This window comes from Methylobacterium sp. E-025 (assembly GCF_022829705.1).
GTDB lineage: Bacteria > Pseudomonadota > Alphaproteobacteria > Rhizobiales > Beijerinckiaceae > Methylobacterium.
Genome location: NZ_JAKSYR010000186.1, coordinates 1 through 11,545 on the forward strand (window position 1 = coordinate 1; position 11,545 = coordinate 11,545).

Genomic DNA, 11,545 nt, shown 5'->3' on the forward strand with positions numbered 1-11,545 from the left:
ACCTTGTGACGCCGTGCGAACGCTGCCTTGGTTGCCGTTGTTGCCACTGCTGCCGTTGCCTGTTGCCGCTGTTGTCGTTGCCGGGTTTTGGAAGCTCAGACCTGCGGAGAGCCCGAACTCGCGCTGACCCCCGACCCTCCGCGCCCTGGGGAAGGACCCAAGGTTTCAAGCTGCGTCTCTGGATGTGCTAGGCTGGCGACACTTCCAGAGCCCGATGAGGTGCTTCGATGGATAGGAAGCAGCAGTACGAGGTCTTCTTCTTCGCCTTCGCACTTTGCGTCGCGCTGTGGAGCCTGCGGCCTCACTGGATGAGATCGACCAATCCCTGGCCGCTGCGAGGTTCGACTGGCACGAGCGGGGGCTCTTCGACCGATCCCAGTTTCTTCGGCGACGGTGGCCATCACTCCTGCTCGGGCGGGTCGAGCAGCGATGGCGGAAGCTGCGGCGGGGGAGACGGTGGTGGTGGCGACTGAGCGTCGCTCGCTGCCCACTGTGATCACCATCGACCCCACATCCCGCCGCGAGCCTTCACATCCTCGGCGGTCTCGTGAAGCGTGCCGGGGGCGATTAGGCGCTCGGCGCTGCTGCCCACGCCACCAGCGTCACCCGGGTCAACGGGCGGGGACCAGATGACAGGCAGCGGATCGGAGGTGATGACCGGGGAGGCTGGGCTGACTTTCATGAGCGATCTCATCCGATGTCTGGCGTCATGACGATCGACGCAGAGCCCTGCAGCGCACGCGCATACAGTTTCTCTCCACCCGTCTGCGCGCCCCATCCGATGCCGGGAAGGTCCCTGTTCTCGAAGACGTGCCCGCGTGTGTCAGTGCTCGCGGGCTGAGCCGTGGCTACCTGCATCAGCACGGTTCCGGCCGTGATCTGAACGGTCGTCGCTGTGGCGCTGATCTGCTGCCAGGACGTCGTCAGGTCCGCAAAGGTCGTCGCCATAAGGCTCTCCTGAAGCTCTGAGGGAGGAGACCGCAGCGGGGTGCCCCCTCCGCCGCGATCTCCGATGATCCCGCTGGCTTGGAGAGCGGGCGGTCTTGCCGGCCTTTGGATCCTTCGCCCCCATGGCTTGGGATCAGGCGTAGGACAGGCTGGCTTGTCGCTGTTGGGCTGACCGGATCGCCCTCAATGGCGCGGCTGGAGGCCCTCGCGGGTCGGCCGCGCAATCTCGTGTCAGGCTACGCGGCGCCAGAGCGTCCCGTCGGTGGCGTGGCGCTGATCACCGACCTGGTAGGCGGTGAAGGCCGTGGCGCGAGCAGCAACGACCGTGCGCCCCTCACTCGCGGGCGCTTTGCGCTCGGCTGCTCGCATAGAGGCGGACCACGCCGCGTAGCGCTCAGCCTGCGTGGGCGTGCGTTCTACCACTACGGGAGCGCGGTCCTTGCCCAGCACGCGACGCCAGTGAGCCTGATTGGCCTCGGTGGTCTCTCGGGTGATGGTCATGCGCGGTATACCGTGTTGGATCTGAGGGGCTGAGGAAGGCTGCGCCAGATCGGCGGGGCATCCCGACCGAGACCAGGCAGCGTCACGCGATGCGAGAGCGGGACGTGGGGCTCGCCGGGTATGCTGGGCACGGCGACCCGCCGCTCGATCGTCTTGGCGACCCGATGCCGGAGATCGTTGCCGGCCAGGATACCGGCGGGCTGACCGGTTCGGGCGTCGACCCAGACGAGGTCGTGCGTGGTCTCGGTGCGCATCGGGATGGTCTCGGTGCCGTTGAACGGCTCACCCGGCGGCACCGGCTCTGCGCCGTCCGGCAGGGCTGCGTTGGCCTCGGCGATCCGGCCTTCCTGCTCACGAAGCTGGCCGAGCACGCCAGCCAGTTCCCTCGCCAGGACGACGTACCGATCGGCGAGTTTCGCCGCCTCGGCGCTGGCCTTCATCCCGGCCTTGCGCAGAGCCTTGCGACGGGACTGCTCGGCGTCGTTGTCGGAGTGGGCCCTGGCCTCAGCGATGACCGCCGCCGCGTGCTGCATCTCGGCTGCATCGATCCGGATCTTGGCCACGGCGATGCGCTGGTCGAGGTCGGCCACGTCGTCGGCGGTGCCGATCAGCATCAGGTCTGGGCGGCTGGCCTCCAACGCAGTGCGCTCAGCAACAGCAGCATCGCGATCGGCCGCGATCTCCAATAACGTACGCGGCGCAAGCTGAGCGGCGTCCCGAACGACCGGATCGCGGGGCTGCGATCTGATGGTGACGACAGGGTGAATGGTACGCGTCTCGCGCACGTTCACACGGGGAAGGGTCATGCCGGCGCTCATCAGGCGGCCTGCCGCATCGCGGGGGCAGACGGAGCAGGACTTGGGCCGTCGTCGGTGCTGGAGGGGCTGAGGCGGACACCGTGCGCGGTGAGCTGGGCCCGGACGGACTGACGGACGAACTCCGACATGGTCTGACCGCGCTGGCGAGCGGCAGTATCGACGGCATCCGCGAGTTCGGTCTCGACCTTGAGACGGAGCGTGCTGGGGCGGGGAATGACGGTAGGCATCGGGGCACCACGGCATTGCGATTGCGTGGCCATGACAATGTTTGCTCAAATCTTACTAAGCAAGTCCAGTCGAACACCTAATTTCTGCTGTCCATACCGATCAGTCGTTCGCGGCTATCCGCTGTTGTCTATTGTTGTGTGCGGCGGGTGAATTCCGCGTCAACTTGCCACATGAATGCGAATTCTAGTAGGCGGCTCTCTTTCAGTGCGTCCCGACGTACGGAACATACTGAACCCGCGCCCTCTTCCATCTACGCTCGGCACGTCATCCTGTTGTCGGCATTGGAAATCACTGCCATGCGCATCAGCCTGACCATCTTCGCCGCCTTCAGCACGCTACTGATTGCCGGGCCAGCCTTCGCGCAGACCAAGCCGCTTCCCGCGAGTGAAGTGGTGCCGCCCGTCGAGCTGGCCATCTCGATGGAGAACGGGAAGCCAGTGTGCGCGCCTGCCGAGTTGCTGCTGCCGGCCGACACAAACGTCTCGATCAGCATCGTCAGCACGGCAGATACGCCGGTCACGATCACGGCTGCAGGCCAGTTCGAGAACGGCCATGTGCTGCATGCCGACGGCGATCTGACTCATGACGCCAGTGAGAAGGGCTACACAATCAAGCGGAACGGCAAAGGCGTCCTGAAGGTCCGAACCATGAAGGCGGGCGAGTCGGCTTATGGCTGCACCAGCAACCGCAACGCGGACGCGCCGTTCGTTGGCAAGCTAATCTTGTCGCCGCCGGCCGGTTAATAAGGCTGCCGTTCCTATGCGGGCTGCTGCCTCGCTTCAGCCCATTCTCGATCGCGTTGAGCTTGCGCCTCTCGGATCGCGATGTGTTCCCGGTCTTGCTCCGCATATAGCTTGCGCATGCGCTTTTCTTCGCGTGCCGCAGCAGCCTTCTTCCAAGCAAGGTCGGCCGCCTTCTGAGCCAGGATTTCCTCAACGGTGATCGGCTTCACCGGCTCCTTCTCGCGAGCCCATGGGAACGGCTGCCGAGGGTATGGTGACGAGGGAGGCGGTGGTGCCGAACGATCCCTGGCCAGCGCAATGCCCTCAACAAGGGCGGTAGCCTCGACCAGCGTCATGCCGGCAGAGGCAGCCACGCGGGTTGCCGCAGCAAGACCGGCTGATCTCTCACCTTCAGTTGCTCCCCGGCGGGAAAGAGCAAGGCACTTCTCGAACCGGTCGTGATCCAGCATCGGCAGCATCGTCCTGATCACGCAGTGGTGTCGTAGGGAAACCACGTCATCTCGGCAGCCTCCAGCGCATCTTGGATGATCTCCCCAAGCGATATCGCCCGTGCCTTCGAGTCAGGATCGCTGCTGTCGATCCTCACCACGTCGGACCAACCGTTGTTGGTACCCATGATCGAAAGGGCTACGGTCCTGGGCCGCTCGGTCGTTTCCGTGACCACAACTCGGATGCCGCGGACCTGTGGCCATTCGTGAAGCAGGGCTACGCGCTCAATTTCACCGCCTGCCATTGCTGCGCCTTTCTGTGAAAATCTCAGACGCGTTGGCCCCGTCCAAATATATCTTACCCCCCTGTGCCGTTTGTGCCTTTGGCGCCAATAGCTCTGTTTTTGGCGCTATTGGCGCCAATGACACTACCGGCACAGGGGTCCCCATCTTTCTACGGATGGGGGTTTCGGCAAAAGGGCGGTCGGCAATCACCTCCGGGTGGACCTCGTAGTTCTGTGCCTTTCGACCCTTGCGCTCGCCAGCACGGGCGAAGCGCTGCCGGATGAGGTTGGCCTCCAGAAGCTGCTTGCAGGCCGCCTCCATGTCAGCGGCGTCCCGCAATATGCCGCCGACGTGGCGCCGGACATCCCGAGCGTTGAACTCGCTGATCCGGTTCTGCCGCAGGTGCCGGGCGAGCAGCATGCCGCGTCGCTCAACGACCGGGATCGACGCGTCGCCGAACACGCGCTCAGCCATCGGCAGGAAGTAGGCGTTCAGAAGATCTGCAGCGGCCGTGACGGCATCCGGGGAGATCTCCCTCGGCTCCGCCACATTCGGCGCCCCGCCGCACCACCATAAGTGCTCCAGGACCGCCGAGAGCCGGAGCGCGTGTCCGCGCGCCTTGCCGAGCGTGCCGGCGAGCAGTCCGCTGGCCTCATGGCAGCGCTCGACCATATCGCGGGCGAACGCCTCCAGGCGATCTTCCGCCTCCGGTGTCAGGCGCACCTTCACCGGCTCCGGCTGACCGAATTCGTCGATGCCTTGGGCAAGATCGGTGAGCCGTGCGAAGGCTGCCTGCATCGGCCCGTCGTCCTGAACGCCGCGCGCGAGCGTGAACTCGGGCTTGGTGTCCGGTCATGCCCAGAGCAGGCGCGAGGCCAGGCCGTCGTCGGGGCCGTTGAGGATCATCTCCAGCTTGTCGGGCTGGACGCCGCCGAGCACGCCGATGCTGAGGTGCCGAATATGAAGCGGCTCCGGGTTCTTCATCCGGTCGACGACGTAGGAACGGCCGCCGTACATCTCGATCGCGAAGGCCCGATCGGACCCGCCGCCACCGTACTTATCAAAGGCACCGAGCCAACCCGCCAACTCGTCGCGCACGAGCAGCAGGCCGCGCGGTAGGCCGGCTGCCAATGCGCCCAACGCCTCGACGGTGGCGTCGGCTACGCGGATGCGAGGGCGAACCGGAGCCGGCGGTTCGCGGGCATTGTCCGGCATCGGCGGCACGTCCGCGTCGCCGTTCTTCACGGCGGTCTTGACCTCGATCTTCCAAGCCTCGACCCGCGCGTCGCAGGCCTGCTTCAGCGTGGCGTGCTCCTGCTGCACCTCTTCGAAGCCGTAGGCCATGCGGTCCTCGGCAAAGCGCACCAGCGTGAAGGCTGCGTCCATGGACGGGGACTTTGAGGACGACGGCGGCCCAACCTCGCCGCACCACAAGACAGGCGGCTCGGCCCACGCGGCGCCAGCCTGAGGCCAACGAACGTTGGCGATCGTGGCGCCGACGCTCGCGAGCAGCGCCACCGCAACATAGTCCGGTGGTGCCGAAGCGCTCCGAGCCTTGCGCTCGCACCACCCGGCCCACGGTCCGAGGAGGTGCAGCGGGAATGCAGGAGCCGGACGGCGTCCGGTCCCGAGCAGGCTAAGATCAGGCTCGCCCCACGAACCATGCCCCCCTGTGCCAGTAGTGCCGTTGGCGCCAATAGGTTCGTGACGCGGATGATGCCAGTCGTCGGCCGTCGGCGGACCGAGGCGTTCTAACTCGTCGGCGAATGGGTCGGACTTCATGCCCGCACCTCCAGATTGTCGGTTGCGGGATGCCGGTCGGGGGCAGGCGTCCGTCGGCCTACCTGCTCGGCCTTGGACTTCTTCAGTTCGGCAAGGATGCTGGCCGCAGCGCGCACGTTCGCGATCATGCACCGGACTGAATATTCGAGCCCGGCATCGTTGCCGGCCTCGACGTAGCTCTGACCGATCCGAGCATGGATCTCAGCGCCAGCCAGGGTCTCGGCGATGAACTCGCGGTAGGCGTCGAGCGAGCCGTACGCGATGTGATCCACGGGCGAGTGGGGGGCGCTCATGCGCGCCTCCCGTCGGTTTGCCCAAAGGCAAGGTCGGCCACAGCCGCAGCGAGTGCGGGGCTGAAGGCGAAGCGCGAAAGGATGCGCGAAGTCTGGATTTTGCGGGTATCGAGTGCTATCTGGAAGTTGTCAGCCGCCAAGCAGACATTTTCCAGAGCCCTCGCCGTGCCCGCGGCGGGGGTTCTGTCGTTGTGATCCATGCCTTAAGCGGCCTCCTGCTCGAGAGATGCGAGATAGCCGCGCAGGCTGTCGGCCGGGATGAGGGTGCGCGAGCCCACTTTGATCGTGCGCAGCTTCCTCTCGGCGATCAGCGCGTAGATGGTCGTCCGGCCCAATCCGGTGACGTACAGCGCCTGGGGTATCGTGTAGGCAAGCTTCTCCGGCGACGCGCGCAGGTCTCCCTGCGGCGCGTGAACTGATTGGAAGTTCATAGCAAATTTCCTTGTGTGTCCGCCGGTGTTTCAGCGGACTAGAAATTGAACTAGATGAGCTTCATCCAAAACCGACTTTGCGAGTGAATTTCTTCGCATCGAACTCGGAAGGGTATTGCGCAGCGTACTCGTTCTTTTGCCCGAGGATCTCCTCAAGATCCTCTTTGTCTCTCCCAAACTGTAGCGCACGCCAACCATCTGCTAGCAAATCAACAAAAACGCTTCGCCGCGAGTTGATGCAGCTCCGATACGGAGACTTCCAATTTTCCGTAGATTTAAATCGCTCGCGCATCGCCGATATGTAGTGCTGCGCTAGCGGATCGGACCGAGACGGAGCAGGTTTTGAAATTGAAAAGTTTGTATGAAGCGACTCAGACCATTTGGCCAACCCAGAAATGTGCTCAAATATCTGGTTCAAGTGGGCAGTAGGACTATCGACGGCAGTATTCCTATATTCAAACACCGATCCTAACTTTCCTTCGAGACCAACCTCACGATCGTCACCAAAGGATTGCAGCTTCCGGATAGATCTATCTAAATTTAACTGAAGGTATTTCGCTTGTTTTATAGTATCTGGAATGACTAGCAGTTCTAATTTTGCTCTTGCCAGCGCGATACGTCCAGCTTTGTCAACCTCATATCTCAGATGAACGTGGGATAATTGTGATTTTTCTACATGATTATCCAAATCGTAATGAGATATTGGTAGATTTGGATCCTCAAAGCGGGCGCTTTCTGAAATACGCGGGCGCTTTTCGATCCTATCTAGCTCACGCCTTTGCGTCGCTTGTGTCTGCTGACCAATGCGGTCCTTACGGGTGTTCATCGCATTTGCTTTCAAATGATCATGAGCAGTATGCAGACCAAGCAGCCATTAGTTCGCGCCTCTTCTGAAAGAGGTCGCCGCGCCGGTAGGCCGCTTCCACTTTGTTGTCGATCACATGAGCGAGGGCCATCTCGACGACATCCGACGGGAACGCGGTGGTCTCAGCGGCCCAGTCACGGAAGCTAGATCGGAAGCCGTGAGTTGTGATGTCCCCTCTATCCAGGCGCCGCAGCAGCATCAGCATCGCCATATGAGAGAGGGGTTTGCCGCTCCGACTGCCGGGGAACACAACCGTGGCGTCGAGGCCTCGCATTTCAGCCAAGATGGCCAGGGCTGGCTGAGACAGCGGCACTCGGTGCTCCCGACCGCCCTTCATTCGCACACCGGGCACGGTCCAGACGCCGGCCTGCATGTCGATCTCTGACCACAAGGCGTCCCTCGCTTCACCTGATCGGGCTGCGGTCAAGATTGTGAAAGCCAGCAGGCGCGCCGCAGTGCCACCTCGTTCGTCGAGGGTCTTCAGGAAGCTTCGGACTTCATTGAAGGGCAGTGCGGGGTGGTGCTTGACCTTGCTAACCTTGGAGCGCTTCGGCAGCAGATTGGCGAGATGACCCTTCCACCGCGCCGGGTTCTCTCCATCTCGATAGGATCTCGTCTTCGCCCAATCGAGGATGGACTCAATCCGCCCGCGTACCCGCGCCGCTGTCTCGGACCGGGTCGTCCAGATCGGATCAAGAACCCGCATCACCAGTGCGGTATCGATCGCCTGGACCGGATGGTCTCCGATGATCGGGTAGGCGTAGCTTTCCAGGGTGGCCGACCACTGTCCGACGTGCCTGCCGTTCCGCCAGCCCGCCTTGTGAGCTTCGATGTATGCTTCGGCACAGGTGCGGAAGGTGACGGTCCGTGCCGCCTCCAATGCAGCTTTCTGAAGCCGCTCGCGTCTAACCTCAATTGGATCGACGCCCTCGTAGGTAAGCTTCCGGCACGCCAGCGCCTTATCACGCGCCTCGGCCAGGGAGAACGTACTGACAGGGCCAAGCCCCATCTCTCTCGCTTTGCCCTGAAGCGTGTATCGGAAGATCCAGCTTTTCCCGCCCTTGCCGGTGACTTGAAGCCACAAGCCACCGCCGTCCCCGTACATACCGGGGGTCTTCAGCCGCGTGACGCCAAGTGCTGTCAATTTGCCCGGCATTTCCTCACCCACGGCGCTACCCACATCGTAGCCCTGGATTTGGGAGAACGCCAGCGGACCGTGGCGAACGCCGTCTCGGCGAACCTGCTGTGAAAACAACACGTTAGTGGATAGCAGCGAACGGCTAGGAATGGGAGTTTGTGGGACTCCGTCTCCGTGCAGCAGGGCTTCCAGGAGGGCGCGAACGTCAATCCGGTGATGGAGATGTCCCCGCTCATCATGATCACGCGGAACTTCGAGAGCGCGGCCGCCGCGGTCGCCGAGACCGAATCCTCGATGCAGAACGCGATCCGCACCCTCGGCCCGGCCTCCTGAGGCCGGCGCCGGCCGCGCCTCCCGCCCGGGGAGTCCCGCCGGGAGCAGGCTCGACCCGGCTCCGCCGATGGCCTCCTCGCGCGGGATGCGAGCGCAGGCCGCTCGAAGCGATCACGGCCAGACACGGCCTGGAGAGGTACGGGATTGTCCATGAACGCGCTCGACAGGTTGGCGGAGGCGCTGGCCGAACGGCAGCAGCCCCTGGTCCGCATCGGCGGCCCGGTGCGCGAGGTCGGCGCCGCGCATTGCCGGATCGGCATCAGCTCTCCCCTGCTGAAGCTCGGGGATCGCATGCAGGTCTCGGCAGGCGATCGGCCCCAGCAGGGCGAGGTGATCCGCATCGACCGCGACGGCGTGCTGCTCAAGCTCTTCGACGCGAAGGTGGAGGTCGGCCTGGACATGCTGGCCTACCGTGTCGGCGCCCGCGACCCTCGCCCCTGCGAGGCGTGGAAGGGCCGGGTCGTCGACGCCCTCGGGCAGCCCGTCGACGGGCTGGGCGACCTGCCCGCCGGCGAGCATCCGATGCCGCTCGACGCCGACCCGCCGCCCGCGATGCAGCGGTCGCGGGTCGAGCGCCCGCTCAGGACCGGGGTACGGGCCGTCGACCTGTTCACGCCGCTCTGCGCGGCGCAGCGCATCGGCATCTTCGCCGGATCGGGCGTGGGGAAATCGACCCTGCTCGCGATGCTTGCCCGGTGCGAGGGGTTCGACACCGTCGTGGTCGCCCTGGTCGGCGAGCGCGGACGCGAGGTGCGCGAGTTTCTCGAAGGCCCGATCCAGGCGAGCCGCGCGCGATCCGTCGTCGTCGTCGCGACCGGGGACGAGAGCCCGATGATGCGTCGTCAGGCGCCGAAGACGGCCATGGCGGTCGCGGAATACTTTCGCGACCGCGGGCAATCGGTTCTGCTGATCGTGGATTCCGTCACCCGCTTCGCCCATGCCGCGCGGGACGTGGCCTTGGCGGCGGGCGAGCCCCCCGTGGCGCGCGGCTATCCGCCCAGCGTGTTCGGCGATCTGCCGCGGCTCCTCGAACGGGCCGGGCCGGGCATCGAGGGCGGCGGGACGATCTCGGGCATCTTCTCGGTCCTGGTCGATGGCGACGACCACAACGACCCCGTGGCCGACAGCATCCGCGGCACGCTCGACGGCCACATCGTGCTCGACCGGGCGATCGCCGACCAGGGCCGCTATCCGGCGATCAGCCTGCTCGGCTCGATCTCCCGGCTTGCCGACCTGGTCTGGACACGGGAGCAGAGGGACCTCGTCCGCGCCCTGAAGAACCTGTTCATGCGCTACGAGGACACCAGCGACCTGCGCGTGATGGGCGGCTATCACGCCGGCTCGGACCCAGAGCTCGACCAGGCCATGATCGTCATTCCGAGGATCTACGCGGCCTTGCGGCAAGATCCCTGGCAACCCGCGAGCACCGACGCCTTAGCCGAGCTCGCAGCGGCACTTCGCGATTAGCGCCGTTCCCGTTCGATCCGCTTCCGAACCTGCGACGGCGAAGGCCTCCGCACACGCGTCGGCGGCGACCTCGACGACGAGGCGGCCTTTCGCAGCGGCGAATCCTCGTCGGCCGGTGCCGTTGATGCGTCGCGTCGCAGGCCTATGAAGCTCGCGCGTCTAAAATATCTTCGGCGTTTCCCGCCCATCGAATTGTGCACGAGAGGCGCGAAGGACGAGATGTCGCCGGTCCCATCGATCCGCATCTGAGCTCGGCGCCCTATGTCGACAGATCTCATCATGCGAGATCGCGACCATGTGGTATCTCTACGGCTTCGTGCTTCTCGCCGGCGTCGCCAACGCCGTCCAGGCCGGGCAGAACGGCGCGCTGTCGAAGGGCTTGGACGAATCGTTGACGGCGGGCCTGATCGTCGTCGCCGGCACGGCCACCTGCATCCTCGTGGTCGGCCTGCTCGCGGGCAAGCTCGCGTGGCCGACCGTGGCGCAGGCCGCGGCGATGCCGTGGTGGGCGTGGCTCGGCGGCATCCTCGGCGGATGCATCATCCTCGCGCAGTTCGTCGTCGCGCGTCAGATCGGTGCGGCTCCGTTCCTCGGCCTGCTGGTGACGGCGGGCGTGACCACCTCGATCGTCCTGGACAATTTCGGCTGGGTCGGGTTCGAGCGCCATCCCGCGAGCCTTTGGCGCATCCTCGGCGGGGTGCTGATGGTCCTCGGCGTCGGGCTCGTCGCGCTCTTCTAGATGCGAAACGACGGATGCGCGCGAACTCGTACCCGCGCGCATCCGTTCGATCGGTTTGCGCAAGGATTCTCAGGTCGGCTGAACCTCGGTGTCCTTGACCTCGGGATCGTCTTCCGTCGGGACGTTGGGCTGGGGCTGCGGATCGGCCTCGATGTCCTCCTCGGTCGCCGGGACGACCTCGTCGAGGCGGGCGGGATCTTCGATCAGGGCGCCGACATCCTCTCCCGGCATCGGCGTATCGGCGTGGATCATGGCAGGGCTCGTTCTTCGAGGGACGTTCTCTGGGGGAACGTTGGGGAAGCGTTCGGGGGTGACGCCGTTCCGGGGATGCTAGGCGGCGTCGGCGTCGTCGGCATCGAGGATGCCGTCGAGGTCGCCCACCAGCGCGTCGAGCTGCTCGGACGACGAGCGGATCTTGAACCGCGTCCCGTCCTCAGCCTCAACCGCGATCTCGACGTGGTCGCCGACCTTGGCCGCCAGCGCCTGCTTCAGGATGTACGTCGTCACGTCTGCCTTGTCGGCCATGCCAGCTCCTTCACGTTCGCC

At 64.7% G+C, this 11,545-nt stretch carries 17 protein-coding genes and 1 pseudogene; 4 read left to right on the forward strand and 14 right to left on the reverse strand.

Annotation, left to right across the window (positions count from 1 at the left end; translation table 11 throughout):
- Positions 1 to 690: 690 nt before the first annotated feature.
- The 4 genes from MKK64_RS26420 to MKK64_RS28520 form a co-directional block, all read right to left on the reverse strand.
- Positions 691 to 948 (reverse strand): hypothetical protein, encoded by a 258-nt coding sequence (locus MKK64_RS26420; RefSeq protein WP_243938634.1) that lies wholly within the window; start codon positions 946 to 948, stop codon positions 691 to 693.
- Positions 949 to 1,179: 231 nt separating this feature from the next.
- A complete protein-coding gene (locus tag MKK64_RS26425) occupies positions 1,180 to 1,449 on the reverse strand; it encodes a hypothetical protein (RefSeq protein WP_243938636.1) in 270 nt (89 codons plus the stop codon).
- Positions 1,446 to 2,255, reverse strand: a complete 810-nt coding sequence (locus tag MKK64_RS26430) for a hypothetical protein (RefSeq protein ID WP_243938638.1) — start codon at positions 2,253 to 2,255, stop codon at positions 1,446 to 1,448. The genes MKK64_RS26425 and MKK64_RS26430 overlap by 4 nt, the downstream gene beginning before the upstream one ends.
- An 11-nt stretch (positions 2,256 to 2,266) precedes the next feature.
- On the reverse strand, positions 2,267 to 2,527 hold the full coding sequence (locus MKK64_RS28520; RefSeq protein ID WP_409568017.1) for a CopG family transcriptional regulator: 261 nt from the start codon (positions 2,525 to 2,527) through the stop codon (positions 2,267 to 2,269).
- A gap of 264 nt (positions 2,528 to 2,791) precedes the next feature.
- Between MKK64_RS28520 and MKK64_RS26435 the strand changes: the two genes are divergently transcribed.
- Complete coding sequence (locus MKK64_RS26435; RefSeq protein ID WP_243938640.1) at positions 2,792 to 3,238, forward strand: cupredoxin domain-containing protein; 447 nt, start codon at positions 2,792 to 2,794, stop codon at positions 3,236 to 3,238.
- Positions 3,239 to 3,252: 14 nt separating this feature from the next.
- Here MKK64_RS26435 and MKK64_RS26440 read toward each other — a convergent pair whose 3' ends face one another.
- The 8 genes and pseudogenes from MKK64_RS26440 to MKK64_RS26475 all read right to left on the reverse strand — a co-directional run bounded on the left by MKK64_RS26440 (position 3,253) and on the right by MKK64_RS26475 (position 8,478).
- On the reverse strand, positions 3,253 to 3,696 hold the full coding sequence (locus MKK64_RS26440; RefSeq protein WP_243938642.1) for a hypothetical protein: 444 nt from the start codon (positions 3,694 to 3,696) through the stop codon (positions 3,253 to 3,255).
- An 8-nt stretch (positions 3,697 to 3,704) separates the two neighbouring features.
- The gene (locus MKK64_RS26445; RefSeq protein WP_243938644.1) at positions 3,705 to 3,971 is read right to left on the reverse strand and encodes a hypothetical protein; all 267 of its coding nucleotides are present in this window, start codon (positions 3,969 to 3,971) and stop codon (positions 3,705 to 3,707) included.
- Positions 3,958 to 5,733, reverse strand: a pseudogene (locus MKK64_RS26450) (DUF3987 domain-containing protein). Before MKK64_RS26450 ends, MKK64_RS26445 begins: the two are co-directional and overlap by 14 nt.
- Complete coding sequence (locus tag MKK64_RS26455; protein ID WP_243938646.1) at positions 5,730 to 6,026, reverse strand: hypothetical protein; 297 nt, start codon at positions 6,024 to 6,026, stop codon at positions 5,730 to 5,732. The pseudogene MKK64_RS26450 and the gene MKK64_RS26455 overlap by 4 nt, the downstream one beginning before the upstream one ends.
- Entirely contained in the window at positions 6,023 to 6,226 is a 204-nt protein-coding gene (locus MKK64_RS26460) for a hypothetical protein (RefSeq protein WP_243938648.1), read from the reverse strand. Before MKK64_RS26460 ends, MKK64_RS26455 begins: the two co-directional genes overlap by 4 nt.
- Positions 6,227 to 6,229: 3 nt before the next feature.
- Positions 6,230 to 6,457: an excisionase family DNA-binding protein gene (locus MKK64_RS26465; protein ID WP_243938650.1), complete on the reverse strand. Its 228-nt coding sequence runs from the start codon at positions 6,455 to 6,457 to the stop codon at positions 6,230 to 6,232.
- A gap of 61 nt (positions 6,458 to 6,518) precedes the next feature.
- Positions 6,519 to 7,283 (reverse strand): hypothetical protein, encoded by a 765-nt coding sequence (locus MKK64_RS26470; RefSeq protein ID WP_243938652.1) that lies wholly within the window; start codon positions 7,281 to 7,283, stop codon positions 6,519 to 6,521.
- A 19-nt stretch (positions 7,284 to 7,302) separates the two neighbouring features.
- Positions 7,303 to 8,478, reverse strand: a complete 1,176-nt coding sequence (locus MKK64_RS26475) for a tyrosine-type recombinase/integrase (protein WP_243938662.1) — start codon at positions 8,476 to 8,478, stop codon at positions 7,303 to 7,305.
- A 138-nt stretch (positions 8,479 to 8,616) separates the two neighbouring features.
- Here MKK64_RS26475 and MKK64_RS26480 point away from each other — a divergent pair, with 138 nt between their 5' ends.
- The 3 genes from MKK64_RS26480 (at position 8,617) to MKK64_RS26490 (ending at position 10,999) form a co-directional block, all read left to right on the forward strand.
- Complete coding sequence (locus MKK64_RS26480) at positions 8,617 to 8,793, forward strand: flagellar basal body rod C-terminal domain-containing protein (RefSeq protein ID WP_243938654.1); 177 nt, start codon at positions 8,617 to 8,619, stop codon at positions 8,791 to 8,793.
- Positions 8,794 to 8,943: 150 nt separating this feature from the next.
- Entirely contained in the window at positions 8,944 to 10,260 is a 1,317-nt protein-coding gene (gene fliI, locus MKK64_RS26485; protein ID WP_409568018.1) for a flagellar protein export ATPase FliI, read from the forward strand.
- A 295-nt stretch (positions 10,261 to 10,555) separates the two neighbouring features.
- On the forward strand, positions 10,556 to 10,999 hold the full coding sequence (locus MKK64_RS26490) for a DMT family transporter (protein WP_147726122.1): 444 nt from the start codon (positions 10,556 to 10,558) through the stop codon (positions 10,997 to 10,999).
- A gap of 69 nt (positions 11,000 to 11,068) precedes the next feature.
- Here MKK64_RS26490 and MKK64_RS26495 read toward each other — a convergent pair whose 3' ends face one another.
- Both MKK64_RS26495 and MKK64_RS26500 read right to left on the reverse strand, forming a co-directional pair.
- Positions 11,069 to 11,251 carry a hypothetical protein gene (locus MKK64_RS26495; protein ID WP_243938658.1) on the reverse strand — a complete coding sequence of 61 codons (183 nt, stop codon included), beginning with the start codon at positions 11,249 to 11,251 and terminating at the stop codon, positions 11,069 to 11,071.
- Between the two features lie 78 nt (positions 11,252 to 11,329).
- Positions 11,330 to 11,545: hypothetical protein (locus MKK64_RS26500; RefSeq protein WP_243938660.1), on the reverse strand; the 216-nt coding region annotated here is incomplete at its 5' end.